The following is a 21,148-nucleotide window of genomic DNA, read 5'->3' as shown; positions in this document are numbered from 1 at the left end:
GTGAGGGAGTTGTCATGGCCGAGGCCTACATCGTCGAAGCGGTCCGCGCGCCCGTCGGGCGGCGCGGGGGAGGACTGGGCGCGGTCCATCCCGCCGACCTCGGCGCGCACGTCCTGAAAGAGCTGATGACCCGCTCGGGCGCCGACCCGGCCGCCGTGGAGGACGTCGTCCTCGGCTGTCTGGACGCGGTCGGGCCGCAGGCCGGGGACATCGCGCGGACCTGCTGGCTGGCGGCCGGGCTGCCCGAGGAGGTGCCGGGCGTGACCGTCGACCGGCAGTGCGGCTCCTCGCAGCAGGCCGTGCACTTCGCGGCCCAGGCCGTACTGTCCGGCACCCAGGACCTGGTGGTCGCCGGCGGGGTGCAGAACATGTCGATGATCCCCATCGCCTTCGCCACCCGGCAGGCCGCCGAACCGCTCGGGCTGACGCGGGGCCCGTTCGCGGGCAGCGCCGGCTGGCGGGCGCGGTACGGGGACCAGCCCGTCAACCAGTTCGTCGGCGCCGAGATGATCGCCGCGAGGTGGGGGATCAGCCGGCGGGACCAGGAGGAGTTCGCCCTGCGCTCCCACCAGCGGGCGGTGCGGGCGATCGACGAGGGGCGCTTCGGCCGCGAGACCGTGGCGTACGGGCAGGTCACCGCCGACGAGGGCCCGCGCCGGGACACCTCCCTGGAGAAGATGGCCGGGCTCAAGCCGGTCCTCGACGGCGGCACCGTCACCGCCGCCTGTTCCTCGCAGGTCTCCGACGGAGCGGCGGCGATGCTGCTGGCCTCCGAGCGGGCCGTCCGCGACCACGGGCTCACCCCCCGCGCACGCGTGCACCATCTCTCGGTGCGCGGCGAGGACCCGATCCGCATGCTCACGGCCCCGATCCCGGCCACCGCCCACGCTCTGAAGAAGACCGGCCTGACCATGGACGACATCGACCTCGTCGAGATCAACGAGGCCTTCGCCCCGGTCGTCCTGGCCTGGCTGAAGGAGACCGGCGCCGACCCGGACCGGGTCAACGTCAACGGTGGTGCGATCGCCCTCGGGCACCCCCTCGGCGCGACCGGCGTCAGGCTCATGACGACCCTGCTGCACGAACTGGAGCGCACCGGCGGCCGGTTCGGCCTGCAGACCATGTGCGAGGGCGGCGGCCAGGCCAACGTGACGGTCATCGAACGGCTGTGAGCCGCGCCAGCGTCTCCTCGGCCTCCCCCATGATCCGCTCCACCAGCTCCGCACAGGACGGCAGGTCGTCGATCACCCCGGCGACCTGCCCGGACGCCATCACACCCAGGTCCGTACGGCCGTCCACCATCGCCGACCTCAGCAGCATCGGCGTGTTCGCCGCGAGCAGTACCTGGCTCCACGTCAGGCCCTTGCCGTGCTTGAGGGACAGCCCGTCGCGGACCAGCTGCCGCCAGGTCAGCCCGGACAGCCTGCGGAATCCGGCCGTCGCGCGCACGGCCCGCGCCAGTGCCCCGGCCCGGCCGGCGTCCTCCAGGGCGGCCACCAGTTCCGTCCGCAGCATGCGGTGCGGCAGCCCGTCCACCGCCCTGGTCACCGTCACGTCCCGCACGGTCGCCGCGAGGTACCTCGCCTTCACCGCGTCCGGCACGGTCGAGTCCGACGTCAGCAGGAACCTCGTACCCATCGCCACGCCCGCCGCCCCGTAGGCGAGGGCCGCGGCCAGCCCGCGCCCGTCGAAGAACCCGCCCGCCGCGACGACCGGTATCGGCACCGCGTCCACCACCTGCGGCAGCAGCACGGTCGTGGCCACCTCGCCGGTGTGCCCGCCGCCCTCCGCGCCCTGCACGAGCACCGCGTCCGCGCCCCACGCCGCGACCTTCTCGGCATGCCGCCGCGCCCCCACGGTCGGCATGACCACCACACCGGCCTCCCTGAGCTCGCCGATCAGCTCCCGGGAGGGGGCGAGGGCGAAGGAGGCCACCCGGACGCCCTCCTCGACCAGGATCCGGACGCGGTCGCCCGCGTCGGCGGCGTCGGCGCGCAGGTTCACCCCGAACGGCGCGTCGGTGCGGGACTTCACCTCCCGTACGGCCGCGCGCAGCCGGCCGGGCGTCATCGTGGCGGAGGCGAGGATGCCGAGGGCGCCCGCGTTCGCCGTGGCGGAGACCAGACGGGGGCCCGCCACCCAGCCCATCCCCGTCTGCACGACCGGGTGACGCACGCCGGTCAGCCGGGTGAGCGCCGTCCCCCTCACGGGGCGACCTCCCGGGCCCGGGCCCCGGCAGGGTCGACGACCTCGCGGATCAGCCGGAGCTCCTCACCGGTCGGTTCCCGGGTCGCCGGCACCTCGTCCGGCACGGTCAGCTCGAACCCCGTCGCCTCCCTGACCTGCTCGGCCGTGACTCCCGGGTGCAGCGAGGCCAGTCGCATCGAGTGGTCGGGGGTGGCGAAGTCGAAGACGCCCAGGTCCGAGACGACACGCGGAATGCGGTGGTACCGGGCGCCGGCCGCATGGTCGTAGCCGACCCCGCAGACCATGTCGACCCGCTCGACGAAGACCCGCCGGGAGTGCTTCGGGATCCAGTAACTGGTCGGATTGTTCAAGGTGTTGACCGGTGCGCCACGCACCCCGAGCAGTTGCCGCCTGGGGCGTTCCCAGTCGCCGATGCACGAGATGTTCTGGTTGCCGAACCGGTCGATCTGGCTCGCGCCCATCATCACGTGCCGCCGTCCGCCCGTGACCCAGGCCAGATGCTCGCGGTACGGCAGCCAGCCCTCGGGCGTGCCGTCCGGGCGGACGAGCAGCGCCTCACCGTCGGTCAGCAGCAGGTCGGGCGCGAAGGTGAGCCGGGCCAGCCGGGCGCCGAGCGAGGGAATCAGTCCCATGGGGCTCGCCAGCACCTCGCCGGCGCCCCGCCAGGCCTCGGCGCAGGCGATCACGCAGTACTCGGCACGGGTGGGCCCGGTCATGTCCCCTCCCGCACGGCCGACTGGTACGTCTGCTCGTCCCCGGCGAGGAACCCGGCCTCGAAATCGGGCCAGGGCATGGTCGCGTACCGCTTCTGAAAGGCCTCGTCGCGGCCGTAGTCGGGCGCGCAGGACGTGAAGTGCGCGCCGTTCGGGGCCTCGACGACACCGGTGACCGTGTGCCGCTTGACGAGCAGGGTCTGGGGCGGAGCCTCCTTCGTCAGCTCGGCGGTGTCGACGATCCGTTCGCAGCTCATGTACGCCGTGTCGGCCGCCGCGCAGAACAGGTCGTCGAAGTAAGGGTCCGGGCCCAGGTACTGCCCGTTGCCCGACCGGTCGGCGCGGTTGACGTGCACCAGGGCCGCGTCCAGCCGCAGGGCGGGCACGGCGACGAACGTCTCACCGTCCTCGTACGGCGAAGTGACCGTCCGCAGACCGGGGTTGACCCGCATCACGTCCGAGCCGGGCCCGGCCCGCACCGGCAGGAACGGCAGCCGGTTCGCCGCCGCCCGCAGACCCCACAGGAACATCGCCTCGTCGATCTCGGCCAGTTCGAGGGCTCCCCGCTCGCGGGCCGCCCGGTAGTGCGGCTCCAGGGGGATCGAATCGAGGGTGACGAAGGCCGTGACCAGTTTGCGGATCCGCCCGGCCGCGGCCAGCATGCCCACGTCGGGGCCGCCGCACGAGACGACCGTGAGGTCGGTGATCTCCGACCTGAGCAGTGCTCTCACCAGGGCCATCGGCTTGCGGCGCGAGCCCCAGCCGCCGATGCCGAGCGTCATGCCGCCGGACAGCCTGGACACGGCCTCGTCCGCCGACATCGTCTTGTCCCTCACCGCGAGCCCTCCTGCCCTCCGGTGCCGAAGGTGTCGCGCACCCGCGCGCCCACCCCGCTCAGTCCCGCCTCGAAGGTGAAGCCCTGCTCGAAGCGGTAGCTGCGGCGCACGTCCACGGGGTCGATGCCGTTGAGCGCGGCCTTCGCCAGGCGGAGCAGACGGCCGTCCTTGGCGGCGATCTCCCGGGCCAGCTCCAGGGCGACGGCACGCAGTTCGGGCCGCGGCACCACCCGCCACACCGAGCCGTGCGCGTGCAGATCGGCCGCGCTCGCCGTGCGCGCCGTGTAGTACAGCGCCCGCATCAGGTGCTGGGGGACCAGCCGGGCCAGGTGTGTGGCCGCGCCCAGGGCGCCGCGGTCCAATTCGGGCAGACCGAACACCGCGTCCTCGCTCGCCACGATCGCGTCCGCGTTCCCCACCAGGCCGATGCCGCCGCCCAGGCAGAAGCCCTGCACCGCCGCCACGACCGGCACCTCGCACTCGTAGACCGCAGCGAAGGCCTGCGCGCAGCCGCTGTTCGCGCCGCGCAGCGCGCTGTGCTCCCGGTCGTCCGCCTGCAGCTCCTTGATGTCCACGCCCGCGTTGAAGCCGCGCCCCTCGGCGGCCAGCACCACGCACCGGACCTCGGGGTCGCGTCCGGCCGCGCGCACCGCGTCGGCCAGGGCGAACCAGCCCGCCACCGGCAGGGCGTTCACCGGTGGGAAGTCGACGGTGACGACGGCTACGCCCTTTTCCCCGCACGAGGTGGAGACACCCATGGCCGCATCAGCTACCTTTCCACCAAACGTTTGTTAGGTGGAAAGGTAGCAGCGCATGGAGCTGGACGGGAAGGTCGCCGTCGTCACGGGCGGGACCCGCGGCGTCGGCGCCGGCATCGCGCGTGCCTTCGTGCGGGCGGGCGCCGAGGTCCTGGTCTGCGCCCGGCGGCCACCGCAAGTCCCGCTTCCCGGCACCGAGTTCGTGCCCCTGGACGTCCGGGACGCCGACGCCGTCGGACGTCTGTTCGCCGGTCTGCCCCGGCTGGACGTCCTCGTCAACAACGCGGGCGGCGCGCCCCACCGGCTGCTCACCGAGGCCGGGGCGGACCGGCACGCACGCGTGGTGGAGCTCAACCTGCTCGCGCCGCTGGCCGTGTCCCTCGCCGCCCACGACCTGCTCCGGCGCGCCGGAGGCTCGGTCGTCATGATCGGCAGCGTCAGCGGCGGCCGCCCCTCGCCCGGCACCGCCGCCTACGGCGCCGCCAAGGCGGGCCTGGAGAGCCTCGCCCGCTCGATGGCCGTGGAATGGGCGCCCGGCATCAGGGTCAACACCCTCGTCGTGGGCATGGTCCGCACGGAACTGTCCCACCTCCACTACGGCGACCGGGACGGCATCGCCGCCGTCGCCGGCACGGTCCCGCTGGGGCGTCTCGCCGAGCCGTCCGACGTGGGCTCCGCGGCGGTGTTCCTGGCGTCCGACGCCGCCGCGTACATCAGCGGGGCGAGCCTGCTGGTGCACGGGGGCGGGGAGCGGCCGGCGTTCCTGGACGCCGCCACCGCCGGTCACACGCCTGTCGCGGACGAGGAGAGCTGACATGAACGGAATCTGCGCGGACCGGGTCGTGGCCGTGACGGGCGCGGGGCGCGGGCTCGGCCGGGCCCACGCGCTCGCGTTCGCGGCCGAGGGGGCACGGCTCGTCGTCAACGACCTCGGGGTCGGCCTCGACGGCACGCCCGGCGCACCCGGTCCCGGCAGCCCCGCGGCCCGGGTCGCCCAGGAGATCCGCGCGGCGGGCGGCGAGGCGGTGCCGCACGGCGGTGACATCGCCACGACCGGCGGCGCCGCCTCGCTGGTCCGCACGGCCCTGGAGACGTACGGCCGGCTCGACACCCTCGTCAGCAACGCGGGCTTCCTGCGTGACCGGATGCTGGTCAACCTCGACGAGGACGACTTCGACGCCGTCGTACGCGTCCACCTCAAAGGCCACTTCCTGCCCCTGAAGCACGCGGCCGCGCACTGGCGGTCCGAGGCGAAGGCGGGCCGCCGGCCCGAGGCCCGGATCATCAACACCAGCAGCGGCGCCGGCCTGCTGGGCTCCGTCGGGCAGGGCAACTACAGCGCCGCGAAGGCCGGAATCGTCGCCCTGACCCTGGTTGCGGCGGCCGAACTGCGCCGCTACGGCGTCCAGGTCAACGCGATCGCCCCCGCCGCCCGGACCCGGATGACCGAACGCACCTTCGCCGACACCATGGCACCCCCCGACTCGGGCTTCGACGCCATGGCCCCGGAGAACGTCTCGCCCCTGGTCGTCTGGCTGGGCTCGGCGGCGAGCGCGGGGGTGACGGGCCGGGTCTTCGAGGCGGAGGGCGGCCGGATCACGGTGATGGAGGGGTGGAGGCCGGGCCCGAGCACGGACAAAGGCGGACGGTGGACCCCGGCCGAGGCGGGCGAACAGACCCGGAAGCTCCTGTCGGAGGCGCAGGCACCCGGGGCGGTCTACGGGGCTTAGGGGGCCTTTCACTACGAGCGTCCGATCAGGCCGCGCGACCCGGGCGGGCATAGTGAAAGGACCCCTTGGAGAAGACGAGAGGACCTCGCACAGCGACCGGGCCGGGCCGGGACGCTGGGGCGGGCCCCAGTAGCCCGCTCACGCGCCCTACGTATCGCACTCCAGCACGCTCCGGCACAGCGCACACCGCGCCCGGACCCGTCCCCGCACCGGCACCCTGATCCGCTGGTGGCACGTAGGGCAGGGGAACGACACCCGCAGCCGCCCGCCCCCGTCGGCGGAGAACGCGTACCGCACCCCCGGCTGCGGCGGGCCCGACGGCCCGTGCCGCCGATCCCGGGCGTACCGCCGCCGCCCCGCCCACCCCGCCGCGGTCAGCGGCGGCTGCCGCTCGTCACGGCGGGCCAGCTCCATCCCCTTCCCATACGCCGTGTACGCCTGCGCACTGGTGAACCACACCGACGGGTCCTCCCCGAAGACCAGCGCCCGCTTGGCCAGCACGTACCCGAACTCCTCCGGCGTGAGATACCCCAGCTTCTGCGACGACGCCCCGTCCTCCCGGTAGGCGTCCAGCAGCAGCCACCCCGCACCCAGGTACGTCGTCGCCGTGTCCGTGAGGATCTCGTTGTCCCGGACTCCCGGGAAGGACATGCCGAGGCGATGCAGATACACGTGCATCACCTCGTGCGCGAGCGCCGCACCGATGTCCCGCCGATGCCTGCGGAACCGGTCGTTCAGCTCCACGAAGTACTCCGGCCCGGCCGTGAGCTCCACGTTCGCCGCGTGCCGCATCTCCCGGAAGCCCACGACCAGCCGGGCGTCCGGCAGCCGGTAGTGCCGCACCAGCTCGTGCGCCACCCGCTGCGCCCCCAGATGCAGGTCGTCGGTGTCGCAGAACGCCACGTCGGCCGGGACCACGCTGGTCGCGAACGTCTGGATGGTGTCGTACGACAGACGCCTGTACAGCGCCGTGATGGCGGCCCGCACCGTCTCCAGATGCGGGTAGCCGTGCTCGACAGGCCCGTCGTTCGCCACGCCTCACCCCCAAGACGCCCCTGAACCCGGTTCCACTGTACGAGGACGCGACCCGCCGCGAACCGGCGCCGGCACGGCGAGAACCGGTCGTCGCCGCCCGGCCCCTCCGGCGGAATCCGTGCCGTGACCAGCGAACAGCACAACGTGGCCACCTCGCTCCGGGTGGGCGGCCGGGACGACGACCTCGAAAGCGGCTCGACGAGGAACTGACCGCCTTCAGCACCGCCGCCGCGGGCGGGGCCGTCACCGAGCCCCTCTCCGTCCGCGCCACCGACGGGACCGGCGAACTGGTCGGCGGCCTCACCGCCTGGACCTGGGGCACCCTGTGCTCGGTGGAGACGCTCTGGGTGCGCGAGGACCAGCGGCACTCCGGCTGGGGCAGCGGGCCGATGCGCGCGGCGGAGACCGAGGCCGCCCGGCGCGGCTGCACCGACATGACCGTCTCCCCACACAGCTGCCAGGCACCCGGTTTCCACCCACGGCTCGGCCACCGGGAACGCCGCATCGCGGGCGTCCCCGGCGGTCACGAGGACGTCTGCTTCCACAGGCAACTCCTGCCGCCGAAGGATGAGACGGCAGGCGGCCCTCCGGCGTGATCCCCGTAGGCTGACGCCCCATGACCACCAGCAACACCGGTTCCCGCGACGTCGACCCCGCCGTCCGTGAAGAGCTCACCCGGCTGCGCGACAGCATCGACAACATCGACGCGGCCGTCGTCCACATGCTCGCCGAGCGCTTCAAGTGCACCCAGCAGGTCGGCCACCTCAAGGCCCAGCACCAGCTGCCGCCCGCCGACCCGGCCCGCGAGGCCCGCCAGATCGCCCGGCTGCGCGCGCTCGCCGAGAACGCCAAGCTGGACCCGGCCTTCGCCGAGAAGTTTTTGAACTTCATCGTCGCCGAGGTCATCCGCCACCACGAGCGCATCGCGGACGAGGCGGTCAACGGCTCCGCCACCGGCACCAACTGACCTCGCGCGCGCCCCGGGGGAGTGACACGGCGGCCCGCTCGGGGCATGCTGCGCTGTGCACAGCATGTCAGCTGACGGGCACTGCGCGTCACTGTCCCGGACTTACTCTGGTCCTCCACGAGGGAGGGGCGTCGGGCCATGCCGTCGGATACCAGGATCCTCATCGTCGACGACCACGAGGACACGTTGTACGCGCTGGAGAACGCCCTGGCCCCGCTGGGCTACCTGCTCGCCCGGGCCACCAGCGGCGACGAGGCACTCAAACAGGTGCTCCGCGGCCATGTCGGCCTGCTCCTGCTCGACGTGCGCATGCCCGGCGTCAGCGGGCTGGAGGTCGTGCGCTACATGCGGCGCGTGGAGCAGACCCAGCACATCCCCGTGATCCTGCTCACCGGCTTCGGCGCCGACCACGAACTGACCACCACCGCCTACGCGCTCGGCGTCGCCGACCTCGTCCTGAAGCCCGTCGACCCCTGGGCCCTGCGCACCAAGGTCCGCTACCTCTACGACGCCACCGGCGCCATCTCGCCCTGGAACGGGAGGTGCACCGCCTGCGCGCCCTCCTCGGGGAGCACACCGGGACCGACACGCACCCCCGCCCCGGCCTGCCGCACCCCGAGGCGCGCGTGCCGACACAACGACCCATGGGGGCGCGCGCCGGGGAGCTCGAAAAGGACCGCACCTAGACCGGACATTGGGCACGTACCGATCCGCCTCTGTGCCTTGCCGACGCCATCAGGCAGCATGTCACGCATGTCCGTACTGACGCGCGACGAAGCGCAGACCCGAGCAGGGCTCCTCGACGTCCACCACTACACGATCGACCTCGACCTGACCGGCGGAGACGAGACCTTCGACTCCCGCACCCAGATCAGGTTCGCTGCCCGCGTGGACGGGGACACCTTCGTCGAGCTCAAGCCCGCCGAGCTGCGCTCCGTCACCCTCGACGGACACCCCCTGGACCCGGAAGCCCTCGACGGCAACCGGCTCGCCCTGCCCAACCTCACCGCCGGCGAGCACGAACTGCGCGTCGACGCGCGGATGCGCTACTCCCGCACCGGTGAGGGCATGCACCGCTTCACCGACCCCACCGACGGCGAGACCTACGTCTACACCCAGCTGTTCCTGGACGACGTCCAGCGCGTCTTCGCCGCCTTCGACCAGCCCGACCTGAAGGCCGTCTTCGAGCTGTCGGTGAAGGCCCCGCAGGACTGGACCGTCCTCGCCAACGGCATCACCGAACAGGCCGACGGCGTATGGAAGACAGCCCCCACCCCGCTGATCTCCACCTACCTCGTCGCCGTCGCCGCCGGCCCCTGGCACTCCGTGCGCACCGAGCACCGCGGCCTGCCCTTCGGCCTGCACTGCCGCCGCTCCCTCGCCCCCTACCTGGACGCCGACGCCGACGAGCTCCTCGACGTCACCCGCGCGTGCTTCGACCGCTACCACGAGAAGTTCGACGCGCCCTACCCCTTCGACTCCTACGACCAGGCATTCGTCCCCGAGTTCAACGCCGGCGCCATGGAGAACCCCGGCCTCGTCACCTTCCGCGACGAGTTCGTCTACCGCTCCGCCGTCACCGACACCGAACGCCAGACCCGCGCCATGGTCATCGCCCACGAAATGGCCCACATGTGGTTCGGCGACCTCGTCACCCTCAAGTGGTGGGACGACATCTGGCTGAACGAGTCCTTCGCCGAGTACATGGGCTACCAGACCCTCACCGAGGCGACCCTCGGGGGATCCGTGGGGACTCCCCCCAGGACGTGGGGCACCGACACCTGGACCGACTTCGGCGTCACCCGCAAGTCCTGGGGCTACGACGCCGACCAGCGCCCCTCCACCCACCCCGTCGCCCCCGAGGCCGTCGACGACACCGCCTCCGCGCTGCTCAACTTCGACGGCATCTCCTACGCCAAGGGCGCCAGCGCGCTGCGGCAACTGGTCGCCTGGCTCGGCGAGAAGGACTTCCTCGCCGGCATCAACGCCCACTTCGCCCGGCACCAGTTCGCGAACGCCACCCTCGCCGACTTCATCGACAACCTCGCCGGCGCCACCGACCGCGACGTCCACGCCTGGGCCGACGCCTGGCTGCGCACCACCGGCGTCGACACCCTCACTCCGCACATCGCCCCCGGCGAGCACGGCACCTGCGCCCTCACCGTCGACCGCGCCGGCAGCCGCCCGCACCGCATCGCCGCCGGCCTCTACGACCGGGACCTCGGCGACGACGGCGGGCGGCTCGTCCTGCGCGAACGCCTCCACCTGGACCTCCCGCAGACCGACGCGCACCCCATCGGCAAGCGGCCGGCCCTGCTCCTCCTCAACGACGGCGACCTCACCTACGCCAAGGTCCGCTTCGACCCCGAGTCCTTCGAGACCGTCCGCAAGGACCTGTCCGGCCTGCCCGAACCGCTGACCCGCGCCGTCGTCTGGAACGCCCTCAGGGACGCCGTCCGCGACGGCGAACTCGCCCCCGCCGCCTATCTGGAGACCGCCAGGACCCATCTCCCGCTGGAGAGGGACCTCGCCATCGTCCAGGGCGTACTCGCCTTCGCCTCCACGTACGTCGCCGACCGCTACCTCACCCCCGAGGAGCGGCCCGCCGCGCTCGCCACCCTGTCCGAACTGTGCCGCGACCTCATCCGCCGCACCGAGGACGGCGACCACCCAGGCCTGCGCCTGATCGCCGTACGCCACCGCATCGACGTGGCCGCCCACCCCGACACCATCGCCGCCTGGCTCGCCGAAGGCACCGTCCCAGGCGGCCCGGAGCTCGACCCCGAGCTGCGCTGGCGCGTCCTCGCCCGCCTCGCCGTCCTCGGCGCGACCGACGAGACCGCCATCGCCGCCGAACTGGAACGCGACCCGAGCGCCACCGGACAGGAGGGCGCCGCCCGCTGCCGCGCCGCCCTGCCCGACCCGCAGGCCAAGGCCCGCGCCTGGGAGGCCATGTTCGGCTCCGACGACCTGTCCAACTACCTCTTCACCGCCACCGCCCGGGGCTTCTGGCAGCCCGAACAGGCCGACCTGGTGCGCGAGTACGTCGGGCGCTACTACGCCGACGCGGTCGCCGTCGCCGACCGCCGCGGACCCGCCATCGCCGAGGCCGCGGGCCGCTGGGCCTTCCCCGCGCACGCCGTCGACGCGGACACCCTCCGCCTCGGCGAGGCATGCCTGCGCGACGCCGACCCCATCCCCGCGCTGCGCCGCAAGCTCGTCGACCAACTGGACGACCTGGAGCGGGCATTGCGAGTCCAGAGGACCGGCGAGAACTAGTACCGCGGCAGGCAACGTTTGCCCGTCGAGGAGCGGCGTCCGGTGCGGCGAGAGTGCGTGCCGGGCGTCGCGACGGGGTGAACGTTGCCTGCCGCGGCACTAGCACCGGCTGCGCGGGAACCCTGCGGGGGCGGCTGGTCCCCTTCGCCGATACGGCGGGCCGGCCGCCCTCCCCGGCCTCGGTTCAGGAAAGACGACCACAGCCGAGGATCCCCTCGTGATCGCCGAGACCGGCCCCACCGGCAACGCCGGCCGAGCCCCGGCCGAACGCCTCGCCGCCGCGGCGGAGGCCGCTCGCGGGCCCCGGCCCGCGCCCCGGAGCGGGCCCGCCTGCCCGCCGGCGCCGAGACCGTACGACTGCGCCACGACGACCCGGCCCACCTGTTCCAGGGCGGCCACGGCCGCGAGGACGCCGCCCACCGCCGCACCGGGCCCGAGGCCATCACCAGCGCCGGGTCGCCGCGACCGGCCACGCCCTCGGCCGCGACCTGTGCTCCACCGCGCTCCCGCGCGAGACCGGCACACCGTTCCCGCACCTCCCGCCCGGCATGCTCAAAGCCCCGCCGGAGTCCTTCGCCGCCACGACCGGCATCACCCCGGAGATCACCGGCACGGCCCGGGAGCCCACCGGCAGCCCGGCCCGCCCGCCTCCGCGGCCCGAGCCGAGGACCCACACCGCCGGCGTCAAGAGCCGAGACCGACTGCCGCACGGCTCCGACCGGTTTCCCCTGCGGAGGTACCTCCACCCGGGTTGGATCGTTGAGTTCTCCGGGGCGCGCCGCCCCGCGCCCCGGAGGTCAGCCCCATGAGCACGCCGCCCCTCGCCTCAGGCCCCGAAGGCCCCCATGCCCTGCGGCCGTTGCTCGACACCGTCCTCGACGCGCTGCACACGGGTGCCCGGGCCCGGGGCGGGCCACTGCCGGCGGGCGGCCCGGCGGCGGTCGCGGCCCGCACACGGGACGCGGTCGGAGACGTCCTCCCCGACCGGGGCGACCCGCACGCCCTGCACACCCTGGTCCACGCCTTCGCCGAAACCGCCGCCGACCCGGCCCACCCCCTGTGCGCCGCCCACCTCCACTGCCCCCCGCTCGCCGTCGCCGCGGCAGCCGACCTCGCCGCCTCCGCACTCAACCCGTCCCTGGACTCCTGGGACCAGGCGCCGGGCGCATCGGAACTGGAGAGGATGGTCGCGGAAGCACTGGCCCGGGAGATCCACGGGACCGGCGGGCCCGCACACCCCGACTCCCTCATCACCACCGGCGGCACCGAGTCCAACCAACTCGCCCTGCTCCTCGCCCGCGAGGCCCACGGCGGATCCCTCCGGCTCGTGTGCGGGACCAACGCCCACCACTCACTGCTCCGCGCCGCCTGGCTCCTCGGACTGCCCGAACCCGTCGTCGTAGCCGCCCCGGGCGGAACACTCGACCCCGGCGCCCTCGACGAGGCCCTCACCGGCCTGACCGGCCCGCTGCTCGTCGCCGCCACCGCCGGCACCACCGACGCCGGACTCATCGACCCGCTGCCCGAGATCGCCGCCCGCTGTGCCGCCCACGGCGCCCGCCTGCATGTCGACGCCGCCTACGGCGGCGGCCTCCTCTTCAGCGACCGGCACCGCACCCGGCTCACCGGGCTCGACACCGCCGACACCGTCACCCTGGACCTGCACAAACTCGGCTGGCAGCCGGTCGCCACCGGCCTCCTCGCCGTCCGGGACACCCGCGATCTCGCCGCACTGCGGCAACGCGCCGACTACCTCAACGCCGACGACGACACCGACGCCGGACTGCCCGACCTGCTCGGCCGGTCCCTGCGGACCACCCGCCGCCCCGACGTCCTCAAACTCGCCGCCACCCTCAAGACCCTCGGACGCAGCGGCCTCGGCGCACTCGTCGACCAGGTCTGCGCCCACGCCCGGCAGTTCGCCGACCTCATCGACCGGCACCCCGGCTTCGAACTGCGCGCCCCGCCCGTCATCAGCACCGTGCTGTTCCGGCCCACGGACGCCACCGACACCACCGTGGCCGCCGTACGCCGCGCCCTGCTCACCGACGGCTCCGCCGTCCTCGGCCGGGCCCGCCTCGACGGCCGGCTCTGGCTCAAGGCCACCCTCCTCAACCCCGCCACCGGGCCCGACGACCTGGCCGCCCTGCTCCACCTCGCGGCAGCGAGCCGAGCCACACTCGTGGAAGGACACACCCCCCGATGAACCCCGCACAGACCCCCGGCCCCGACGCCCCCCGCGACCTCGTCGGCATCGGCACCGGCCCCGCCAACCTCTCCCTCGCCGCGCTCGCCCACCCGCTCGACGGCCTCGACACCGTCTTCTACGAGCAGCGCCCCACCTTCGGCTGGCACTCCGGCCTGCTCATCGAAGGCGCCACCATCCAGGTCCCGTTCCTCGCCGACCTGGTGTCCCTCGCCGACCCCACCAGCCCCTGGACCTTCCTCAACTACCTCAGGTCCCGCGAGCGGCTGTTCCCCTTCTACTTCGCCGAACGCTTCCACATCCAGCGCGCCGAATACGACGCCTACTGCCGCTGGGTCTGCGAAAACCTCCCCGGCCTGCACTTCGGCCACCAGGTCGACGCCGTCCGCTGGAACCCCGAACGCGACGTCTTCGAAGTCGACTTCACCCAACTCGACACCGACGGAGAAGCCGAAGCCCTCGGCCGGACCTACACGCGCAACGTCGTCCTCGGCATCGGCACCGAGCCCTACGTCCCCGACCCTCTCAAACCCCTCGTCCAAGCCCCCGGCGTTCCCGTCCTGCACGCCGCCGACTACCTCGACCACCGCGCCGACCTCCTCGCCGCCGAACACGTCACGGTCGTCGGCATCGGACAGTCCGGCGCCGAGATCTTCCTCGACCTGCTCCGCAACCGACCGGCCGGACACGAAAAACTGCACTGGCTGGGCCGCACGGAGGCCTTCGCACCCATGGAGTACTCCAAGCTCGGCCTGGAGCACTTCACCCCCGACCACACCCGCTACTTCCACGCCCTGCCCGAGTCCACCCGCGACCGGCTCGTCGACAGCCAGTGGCAACTGCACAAGGGCATCGACGCCGCCACCATCGCCGCCATCCACGACGAGCTCTACCGCCGCACCCTGCACGGCGGCTGGCCCGACGCCGTCCTCACCCCCGGCGTCCGCGTCCGCACCGCCGGCCGCGTCGCCACGACCAAGGTGGAACTGCACCTGGAACACAGCCGGCAGGACAGCCGCTCCCGCCTCACCACCGACGCCGTCGTCCTGGCCACCGGCCACCGCGAGCGCCCCCTGGACCGGATCCTCGCCGGCCTCGACCCCTACATGCGCCGCGACCACCGGGAACGGCCCCGCATCGACGAGGACTACCGGCTCGTCCTCGACCCGTCCGTCACCGGCACGGTGTACGTCCAGAACGCCGAGACCCACACCCACGGCGTCGGCGCCCCCGACCTCGGCCTCGCCGCCTGGCGCAGCGCCATCATCCTCAACTCCCTGACCGGCAGGGAGGCCTACCAACTCCCGCGCCGCACCGCCTTCACCACCTTCGGCCTCACCCAGCGCCGGCACGTCCCGCCGCCCCGCGAGGCACCGGCACTGACCCCGCTGGTCGACGACCGAAGGTGACGAAGGGCGCGGCTCAGAAGACGGGCGTGCCGTTGCGCGTGAGCTTCCAGTCCACCGCCGCGAACCCGGCCGGGTCGATCGACCCCTTCGCCTTCACCCAGGCGATCATGGTGTTGCGGATCTCGTCCGAGTTCGACCACAGCAGCTGGGCCGCGGCGACATGCGGGAAGTTCCCGCCGCCGTTGGCCCGGTAGTTGTTCACCGCGAACACGAACGTCGCGTCGTCCGCGAGCGGCTGCCCCTCGAACCGCACGTCCGTCACCCGCGACCCGGCCGGCTTCGCGATGTCGATCTCGTACGTCAGACCGCTCACCACGTCGTAGTTGTAGTCCGGCGTACCGTTCGCGTTCGTCAGCTTCGCCGGATCCACCGCGGCGTCCGGCGCCGTCTGCACGAAGTAGCTCGCCGAGAACTCCAGATACGCCTTCATCTGCGCACCCGTCATCAGACGCGCCTCCAGCGTGTTCTCGAAGACGTACAACCCCGCCACGTCCCGGATCGTCACCTCGCCCGCCGGGATCCGGGCACTGCGCGAGAAGCACGCCGCCTGCGACAGCACCGGCAGCGACGCGTGCTCCGTGCCCGCCAGCGCCTGCTTCACCGTGTCCGCCTGAATGTGATTGATCAGGTCGATGATCGGCACGTCCTTGTACGGCGCCTCGGCCGACGTCATCTCCGCCGCGTTGGTGCCGATGACCTGGTTGACGTACGCCACGACCTTCTCGTGCTCGTCCGTGAGCAGTTTCGTGATCTTCGGGTCCTCCTCCACCGTGTTGGAGTTCAGGACCTTCGCGCCCACCTTCTCGACCTTCCAGCAGCCCTTCTCCCAGACCAGCCCGAAGTCGAACAGCGTCAGCCGCTGGCCCCACTTCAGCGGCTCCGACAGCACCACCTGCCTGCCGGTCTTCTTGTTCGTGACGAAGTACTCGGGGATCTCCGTGTGCGCGTGCCCGACCAGGATCGCGTCGATCCCCGGCACCTGCTCGGCCACCAGAGCGGCCGCGTTCTCGATGTACGGCAGTTGGTCACCGTAGGACGACGTGCCCGACGAACCGCTGTGCGCCGACACGATGACGACGTCCGCGCCCATCGACCGCAGCTTCGGCACCCACTTCGCCGCCTGCTCCTCCAGACCCGGGAACGTCATCTTCCCCTGCACGTTCGCCTTGTCCCAGATCGCGATGCCCGGGTTGGTCAGCCCCAGCACCGCCACCTTCACGTCCCGCCCGAACGGTGTACGCAGCCGGTGCATGCTGTACGGCGCGAACGCCGGCCGCAGCGTCTTCGCGTCCAGCGCGTTCGCCCCCAGCAGCGGGAAACGGCACTGCTGCTCGAACTTCCGCAGCACCGGAATGCCGTAGTTGAACTCGTGGTTGCCGAGCGCCGCCGCGTCGTAGTCCATGGCGTTCATCGCCTGCGCCATCGGGTGCACCGGCCCGCCCTCGGCGGTGATCGGGTCGACCTTGGCGTAGTAGTACGACAGCTGCGTGCCCTGGATGGTGTCGCCCGCGTCGATGAGCAGCGTGTTGCGGCGGCCCTTCTCCTCGCGGATCCGGTTCACCAGGGTGGAGACCTTCGCCAGACCGATGTCGTTGTGGTCCTTGTCGTCGAACTCCTTGTCCGTGAAGTAGTCCCAGTTGAAGACGTTGCCGTGCAGGTCCGTCGTCCCCAGCACGGTGAACGCGTACCGCTTGGCGCCCCGTTTCGCCTCGGCCGCCTGCGCACCCGGCGCCGAGACCGCACCGGCCAGCGCCACCCCCGCCCCGGTCACGGCGGACTTCTCCAGGAACTTCCGGCGGTTCAACGGCATGTCTGGCTCCTCGCGGAATCTGTGAACGACGCGCGTAGATAACGCGCGTAGATTCTGACCCGTCCATGACCGGCCGCAACAGACCCGGCAGGTTGCGATCTGATGACTCGGCCCCCCGGTCCCGGACCGCCAACCAGCCCAGACATGACAGAGTGGGGCGTATGACCGCGGCCACCCCAGACGCCTCCCAGCCCGCCGTCCCCTACGGCACACCCGAGGCCCCCCGCATCGCCGTCCGCGGCGAGGCCCGCCTCGAAGTCGACCCCGAGATCGCCCGCATCGGCATCACCGTCGCCGCCCGCGGCCGCGACCGGCGCTCCGCCCTCGACGACCTCACCCGCCGCAACGCCGGCGTCCTCGACCTCGTCAAGTCCTACGGCGACGCCGTCGAACGCCTGGAGACCGGCGCCTTCTCCATCACCCCCGAACTCACCAAACACGGCCGCGGCGAACGCGTCCGCACCTATCACGGCAGCGTCCGCGTCACCGCCGAACTCACCGACTTCACCGCCCTCGGCGAACTCACCACCCGCCTCGCCGACCTCGAACTCACCCGCGTCGACGGCCCCTGGTGGGCCCTGCGCCCCGACTCGCCCGCCCACCGCGAAGCCCGCAAGAAGGCCGTACACGAAGCCGTCCAACGCGCCCGCGAGTACGCCGAAGCCCTCGGCACCAGCCTCTCCGCCCTCGTCGAACTCGCCGACATCGGCGCCGAGAGCACCCCGCCGGCCTACCCCCAGACCCCCGGCCGCATGCGCTCCGCGGCCTTCGCCGGCGCCGCCGAGGACACCCCCGCCCCCCTCGACCTCGAACCCCAGCGCCAGCGCGTCCACGCCCAGATCAACGCCCGCTTCACGATGGTGCCCCCACAGCTCTAGACACCCCCTCCCCTTTCCGGAAACCCGACCGAATTCCGTTCACCGCTCATCGGAGCACCTGGTCGCACAATTCAACACTTGTCAATAACACTTCACGCAAAGTCTGTTGAGCAGTCACGCCCGGCCAATTCTCTACCAGTCGGTAACTCATAGGCTCGCCTCATGCGCCGAGCAAAGATCGTCTGCACCCTGGGACCCGCCACCGACTCGTACGACCAGATCAAAGACCTGGTCGACGCCGGAATGGACGTAGCCCGCTTCAACCTCAGCCACGGCGGCCACGCCGAACACGAGGAGCGCTACCACCGGGTGCGCAAGGCCTCCGACGAGACCGGCCGCAGCGTCGGCCTCCTCGCCGACCTTCAAGGCCCGAAAATCAGACTCGGCCGCTTCACCGACGGACCCGTACTCCTCGAACGCGGCGACACCTTCACCATCACCGTCGAGGACGGCGCCGAAGGCGACGGCCAACAGTGCGGCACCACCTACGCCGGCCTCGCCGACGACGTCACCACCGGCGAACGCATCCTCGTCGACGACGGCAAAGTCTGCCTCGAAGTCACCGAAGTCGACGGACCTCGCATCCACACGAAGGTCATCGAGGGCGGCGTCATCTCCGACCACAAAGGCCTCAACCTCCCCGGCGTCGCCGTCTCCGTGCCCGCCCTCTCCAAGAAGGACGAGGACGACCTCCGCTGGGCCCTGCGCACCGGCTTCGACGTCATCGCCCTCTCCTTCGTCCGCTCCGGCCGCGACATCCAGGACGTCCACCGCATCATGGACGAGGAAGGCCGCCGCCTCCCCGTCATCGCCAAAGTCGAAAAACCCCAGGCCGTCGAGAACATCGACGACATCGTCGCCGCCTTCGACGGCATCATGGTGGCCCGCGGGGACCTCGGCGTCGAAATGCCACTGGAACAAGTCCCGATCGTCCAGAAGCGCGCCATCACACTCGCCAAGCGCAACGCCAAGCCGGTGATCGTCGCCACCCAGATGCTCGACTCGATGATCGACAACGCCCGCCCGACCCGGGCCGAAGCCTCCGACGTCGCCAACGCCGTCATCGACGGCACCGACGCGGTGATGCTGTCCGGCGAGACGAGCGTCGGCAAGCACGCGATCGAGACGGTGCGCACGATGGCCCGCATCGTCGAAGCCGCGGAAGAGGACATCCTCGCCAAGGGCCTCCCGCCCCTCACCGAACGCAACAAGCCCCGCACCCAGGGCGGCGCGGTCGCCCGCGCGGCCGCGGAGATGGGCGACTTCCTCGGCGCTCGCTTCCTGGTCGCCTTCACCCGGTCCGGCGACACCGCCCGCCGCCTCTCCCGCTACCGCTCCCCGATCCCCCTCCTCGCCTTCACCCCCGACCAGGCGACCCGCTCCCAGCTCGCCCTGACATGGGGCGTGGAGACGTTCCTCGGCCCGGAGGTCGGTTCGACGGACGCGATGGTCGGCCAGGTCGACGAGTTGCTGCTCCGCTACGGCCGCTGCCGCCGGGGCGACACGGTCGTCATCACCGCCGGCTCCCCGCCCGGAGTCTCCGGCTCGACGAACCTGGTCCGGGTCCACCGCATCGGGGAGGACGACAGTCCGCAGTAGGACGTCGTCAGTACTCGGGTCCGACGTGGGCGTCCATGAGGGCTACGGAGGCTTTGCGGGCGACGGAGATGTTGCGTGCGTTTGCCTTCTTCCAATCGACGCCCACCTGGTCGAGCGTGGTGGTGAAGAGGCGGATGATGTCGGGAGAGAGGTTGGTGAGGAAGTACCGGGGGTGTTCGTAGCGCTTCTGCTCACCGGCAACGGTGCGGGTCGTCCAGTTGGTGATCCGACAGCCGTCGGAGTGGATCAGCCCCCGGATGAACTCCCAGGGATGGGCGTCGACGATGACTTGTTGCCAGGGTTCGAGGGCGATGCGGCGTTCGTGCTTCCTGCCGGGTCCGTGCTGGGGGGAAGAGGTGCGGCCAGTGCCTGCTGTAGCTGACCACTGAGACGTATCCCTGCGCCTGAGTGCGAGAGGCGCACCCGGTCGGGTTGATGGCGCGCATGGCAATCTCGCATGCTTCGATCAGACCGGGCCACGAGTTTGCGCACGCGATTCTCAGGTGATAGCCGGTGCCGCGAGGGTGGCCGCTGATGCAGCCATCGCCGAGACAGAGGCCCAGTAGGTAGGCGTACTTGCACTCGTCGGCGGGCGGTCCGGGGTCCGGAGGTGCCATACGGGGCAGCGGTTCAAGGCGGTCCTGCCAGGAGCGGATCGCGGCCCGCGAGATGCCCGTTTCACGGCTCACCGAATTCAGGCTGCGGCCCTGGGCGACCAGTGCGAGCGCTCGCTTGCGCGTGCTGACGTCGTACATGGGGCCACTGTGGAACTGTGATCACGTCGACACGCAGCAAAAAGCGGATGTTCACGAGAACGTGGACATCCGCTTCGAAGTGGTGACCTTGGAAACCGAGGAAAAGTGCCCCGGGTCGGACTCGAACCGACACTGTATGGGTTTTGAATCCATTGCCTGCTGCCAATTGGGCTACCGGGGCCCGGTGAATCCAAGGTTGACCTCGACCCACTGCCTGACCACCATACCGCAGCTAGGTACGCTCTTGGGAGCAGTACCGGCCTGCCCCTACCAAGGAGCCCACGTGAGTGCCCCCGAGTCGCCCCAGCCTGTTGACGTGCCTGATGACGACAAGTCGCACGTGCCTCCGATGACGACCCGGGTCGTCATCGCCGAGGACGAGGCGCTGATCCGGCTCGATCTCAAAGAGATGCTGGAGGAGGAGGGGTACACCGTCGTCGGTGAGGCCGGGGACGGTGAGCAAGCCGTGGAGCTGGCCCGTGAGCACAGGCCCGATCTGGTGATTCTCGACGTGAAGATGCCGAAGCTGGACGGCATCTCCGCGGCCGAGAAGATCGCCGAGGAGAGCATCGCGCCGGTGCTGATGCTGACCGCGTTCTCGCAGCGCGACCTGGTGGAGCGGGCCCGGGACGCCGGTGCGATGGCGTATCTGGTGAAGCCGTTCAGCAAGACCGACGTCGTGCCGGCGATCGAGATGGCCGTCTCGCGGTTCACGGAGCTGAAGGAGCTGGAGAAGGAGGTCGCCGACCTGACCCTCCGGCTGGAGACGCGCAAGCTGGTGGACCGGGCGAAGTCGATTCTGCAGACCGAGTACGGGCTGTCGGAGCCGGCCGCTTTCCGGTGGATCCAGAAGACGTCGATGGACCGCCGCATGTCGATGCAGCAGGTCGCGGAGGCGGTCATCGAGGACGCCGAGGAGAAGAAGGCCGGCAAGGGCTGAGGTCAGGCGAAGAGGACCGCCCGCC

17 protein-coding genes, 1 tRNA gene and 1 pseudogene are annotated in these 21,148 nt (G+C 71.8%); 11 read left to right on the top strand and 8 right to left on the bottom strand.

The annotated features are described in order from the left end of the window. The first annotated feature begins 14 nt into the window (after positions 1-14). Entirely contained in the window at positions 15-1,172 is a 1,158-nt protein-coding gene (locus ACFU3E_RS30725; RefSeq protein ID WP_384165453.1) for an acetyl-CoA C-acetyltransferase, read from the top strand. Here ACFU3E_RS30725 and ACFU3E_RS30720 read toward each other — a convergent pair. From ACFU3E_RS30720 to ACFU3E_RS30705, 4 genes are read right to left on the bottom strand one after another with little or no spacing between them, the layout of a single operon-like run. After that, positions 1,156-2,208, bottom strand: coding sequence for an NAD(P)H-dependent flavin oxidoreductase (locus tag ACFU3E_RS30720; protein WP_384165451.1), 1,053 nt, complete (start codon positions 2,206-2,208; stop codon positions 1,156-1,158). The genes ACFU3E_RS30725 and ACFU3E_RS30720 overlap by 17 nt on opposite strands. Then, entirely contained in the window at positions 2,205-2,924 is a 720-nt protein-coding gene (locus ACFU3E_RS30715) for a CoA-transferase subunit beta (protein WP_384165448.1), read from the bottom strand. The genes ACFU3E_RS30720 and ACFU3E_RS30715 overlap by 4 nt, the downstream gene beginning before the upstream one ends. After that, positions 2,921-3,757 carry a CoA transferase subunit A gene (locus tag ACFU3E_RS30710; RefSeq protein WP_384165445.1) on the bottom strand — a complete coding sequence of 279 codons (837 nt, stop codon included), beginning with the start codon at positions 3,755-3,757 and terminating at the stop codon, positions 2,921-2,923. Before ACFU3E_RS30710 ends, ACFU3E_RS30715 begins: the two co-directional genes overlap by 4 nt. After that, the gene (locus ACFU3E_RS30705; RefSeq protein WP_384165442.1) at positions 3,754-4,515 is read right to left on the bottom strand and encodes an enoyl-CoA hydratase family protein; all 762 of its coding nucleotides are present in this window, start codon (positions 4,513-4,515) and stop codon (positions 3,754-3,756) included. Before ACFU3E_RS30705 ends, ACFU3E_RS30710 begins: the two co-directional genes overlap by 4 nt. Before the next feature lie 55 nt (positions 4,516-4,570). Here ACFU3E_RS30705 and ACFU3E_RS30700 point away from each other — a divergent pair, with 55 nt between their 5' ends. Next, positions 4,571-5,329: an SDR family oxidoreductase gene (locus ACFU3E_RS30700; protein WP_384165439.1), complete on the top strand. Its 759-nt coding sequence runs from the start codon at positions 4,571-4,573 to the stop codon at positions 5,327-5,329. Between the two features lies 1 nt (position 5,330). Continuing rightward, entirely contained in the window at positions 5,331-6,245 is a 915-nt protein-coding gene (locus ACFU3E_RS30695; RefSeq protein WP_384165436.1) for an SDR family oxidoreductase, read from the top strand. A 147-nt stretch (positions 6,246-6,392) separates the two neighbouring features. Here the strand turns inward: ACFU3E_RS30695 and ACFU3E_RS30690 are convergent, their stop codons facing one another. Then, complete coding sequence (locus ACFU3E_RS30690) at positions 6,393-7,280, bottom strand: hypothetical protein (protein WP_384165433.1); 888 nt, start codon at positions 7,278-7,280, stop codon at positions 6,393-6,395. 332 nt (positions 7,281-7,612) lie between these two features. On the opposite strand from ACFU3E_RS30690, the gene ACFU3E_RS30685 reads away from it, so the two are divergent. The 5 genes from ACFU3E_RS30685 to ACFU3E_RS30665 all read left to right on the top strand — a co-directional run bounded on the left by ACFU3E_RS30685 (position 7,613) and on the right by ACFU3E_RS30665 (position 15,141). Further along, on the top strand, positions 7,613-7,876 hold the full coding sequence (locus ACFU3E_RS30685; protein ID WP_384165430.1) for a hypothetical protein: 264 nt from the start codon (positions 7,613-7,615) through the stop codon (positions 7,874-7,876). Between the two features lie 20 nt (positions 7,877-7,896). After that, positions 7,897-8,247, top strand: a complete 351-nt coding sequence (locus tag ACFU3E_RS30680) for a chorismate mutase (RefSeq protein WP_384165427.1) — start codon at positions 7,897-7,899, stop codon at positions 8,245-8,247. 138 nt (positions 8,248-8,385) lie between these two features. After that, the gene (gene pepN, locus ACFU3E_RS30675; RefSeq protein WP_384165424.1) at positions 8,386-11,526 is read left to right on the top strand and encodes an aminopeptidase N; all 3,141 of its coding nucleotides are present in this window, start codon (positions 8,386-8,388) and stop codon (positions 11,524-11,526) included. A gap of 805 nt (positions 11,527-12,331) precedes the next feature. Next, positions 12,332-13,732 carry a pyridoxal phosphate-dependent decarboxylase family protein gene (locus tag ACFU3E_RS30670; protein WP_384165420.1) on the top strand — a complete coding sequence of 467 codons (1,401 nt, stop codon included), beginning with the start codon at positions 12,332-12,334 and terminating at the stop codon, positions 13,730-13,732. Then, on the top strand, positions 13,729-15,141 hold the full coding sequence (locus tag ACFU3E_RS30665; RefSeq protein ID WP_384165417.1) for a lysine N(6)-hydroxylase/L-ornithine N(5)-oxygenase family protein: 1,413 nt from the start codon (positions 13,729-13,731) through the stop codon (positions 15,139-15,141). The genes ACFU3E_RS30670 and ACFU3E_RS30665 overlap by 4 nt, the downstream gene beginning before the upstream one ends. 13 nt (positions 15,142-15,154) lie before the next feature. On the opposite strand, the gene ACFU3E_RS30660 is transcribed toward ACFU3E_RS30665, so the two are convergent. Further along, entirely contained in the window at positions 15,155-16,951 is a 1,797-nt protein-coding gene (locus ACFU3E_RS30660; RefSeq protein ID WP_384165414.1) for a bifunctional metallophosphatase/5'-nucleotidase, read from the bottom strand. 161 nt (positions 16,952-17,112) lie between these two features. Here ACFU3E_RS30660 and ACFU3E_RS30655 point away from each other — a divergent pair, with 161 nt between their 5' ends. Continuing rightward, a complete protein-coding gene (locus tag ACFU3E_RS30655; protein WP_384165411.1) occupies positions 17,113-17,829 on the top strand; it encodes an SIMPL domain-containing protein in 717 nt (238 codons plus the stop codon). 162 nt (positions 17,830-17,991) lie between these two features. Next, positions 17,992-19,428, top strand: a complete 1,437-nt coding sequence (gene pyk, locus ACFU3E_RS30650) for a pyruvate kinase (RefSeq protein ID WP_384165408.1) — start codon at positions 17,992-17,994, stop codon at positions 19,426-19,428. Positions 19,429-19,435: 7 nt separating this feature from the next. On the opposite strand, the pseudogene ACFU3E_RS30645 reads toward pyk, so the two are convergent. Then, positions 19,436-20,183, bottom strand: a pseudogene (locus tag ACFU3E_RS30645) (helix-turn-helix domain-containing protein). 106 nt (positions 20,184-20,289) lie between these two features. Then, positions 20,290-20,364, bottom strand: a tRNA-Leu gene (locus ACFU3E_RS30640). Between the two features lie 102 nt (positions 20,365-20,466). Between ACFU3E_RS30640 and ACFU3E_RS30635 the strand changes: the two genes are divergently transcribed. Then, positions 20,467-21,123 carry an ANTAR domain-containing response regulator gene (locus tag ACFU3E_RS30635; protein ID WP_384165405.1) on the top strand — a complete coding sequence of 219 codons (657 nt, stop codon included), beginning with the start codon at positions 20,467-20,469 and terminating at the stop codon, positions 21,121-21,123. Positions 21,124-21,148 lie beyond the last annotated feature (25 nt).

This window comes from Streptomyces sp. NPDC057424, from assembly GCF_042803315.1.
In the GTDB taxonomy this organism is placed as follows: domain Bacteria; phylum Actinomycetota; class Actinomycetes; order Streptomycetales; family Streptomycetaceae; genus Streptomyces.
The sequence above is the reverse complement of the archived record's forward strand: the minus strand, read 5'-3'. Positions and strand labels throughout refer to the sequence as shown.

What these genes read in the sequence shown, in the direction of transcription:
- ACFU3E_RS30700 (WP_384165439.1), top strand. Translation starts at nt 4,571, where the DNA reads ATGGAGCTGGACGGGAAGGTCGCCGTCGTCACGGGCGGGACCCGCGGC.
- pepN (WP_384165424.1), top strand. Translation starts at nt 8,386, where the DNA reads ATGCCGTCGGATACCAGGATCCTCATCGTCGACGACCACGAGGACACG.
- ACFU3E_RS30680 (WP_384165427.1), top strand. Translation starts at nt 7,897, where the DNA reads ATGACCACCAGCAACACCGGTTCCCGCGACGTCGACCCCGCCGTCCGT.
- ACFU3E_RS30705 (WP_384165442.1), bottom strand. Translation starts at nt 4,515, where the DNA reads ATGGGTGTCTCCACCTCGTGCGGGGAAAAGGGCGTAGCCGTCGTCACC.
- ACFU3E_RS30665 (WP_384165417.1), top strand. Translation starts at nt 13,729, where the DNA reads ATGAACCCCGCACAGACCCCCGGCCCCGACGCCCCCCGCGACCTCGTC.
- ACFU3E_RS30695 (WP_384165436.1), top strand. Translation starts at nt 5,331, where the DNA reads ATGAACGGAATCTGCGCGGACCGGGTCGTGGCCGTGACGGGCGCGGGG.
- ACFU3E_RS30670 (WP_384165420.1), top strand. Translation starts at nt 12,332, where the DNA reads ATGAGCACGCCGCCCCTCGCCTCAGGCCCCGAAGGCCCCCATGCCCTG.
- ACFU3E_RS30715 (WP_384165448.1), bottom strand. Translation starts at nt 2,924, where the DNA reads ATGACCGGGCCCACCCGTGCCGAGTACTGCGTGATCGCCTGCGCCGAG.
- pyk (WP_384165408.1), top strand. Translation starts at nt 17,992, where the DNA reads ATGCGCCGAGCAAAGATCGTCTGCACCCTGGGACCCGCCACCGACTCG.
- ACFU3E_RS30655 (WP_384165411.1), top strand. Translation starts at nt 17,113, where the DNA reads ATGACCGCGGCCACCCCAGACGCCTCCCAGCCCGCCGTCCCCTACGGC.
- ACFU3E_RS30725 (WP_384165453.1), top strand. Translation starts at nt 15, where the DNA reads ATGGCCGAGGCCTACATCGTCGAAGCGGTCCGCGCGCCCGTCGGGCGG.
- ACFU3E_RS30660 (WP_384165414.1), bottom strand. Translation starts at nt 16,951, where the DNA reads ATGCCGTTGAACCGCCGGAAGTTCCTGGAGAAGTCCGCCGTGACCGGG.